This window comes from Bartonella sp. AP58NXGY (assembly GCF_042195785.1).
Classification (GTDB): domain Bacteria; phylum Pseudomonadota; class Alphaproteobacteria; order Rhizobiales; family Rhizobiaceae; genus Bartonella.
On record NZ_JBHIOY010000179.1, the window covers coordinates 563 to 828 of the forward strand.

A 266-nucleotide genomic window follows, 5' to 3' on the forward strand; every position below is an offset into this window, starting at 1 on the left:
AAAACCGGCTTTCCACAAGGCAATGCGTGCTAGAACATCAATGTCTTGTCCGCGTGTTCCTTTTGGAAAGCAAGCGGTTGAAAGAGTAATCATGCCTTTTAGGACCAGAGTAAAACAGCGTTTTTCTTCTTCTCCAATATTCCCAATTGCAACTGTGCGCGTGACATCTGTGGTGCCATCACGGTATTGTCCACCTGAATCCACAAGATAAAGTTCATGAGCGTTGAGTTGTTTATTGGTTTGATTTGTTACACGGTAATGGATAA

General features: G+C 42.9%; 1 protein-coding gene. It reads right to left on the reverse strand.

What is annotated here, in order from left to right; translation table 11 throughout:
* The coding region (locus ACFINC_RS10300; protein ID WP_375617150.1) for a M24 family metallopeptidase at nt 1-266 on the reverse strand (266 nt) is incomplete at both ends.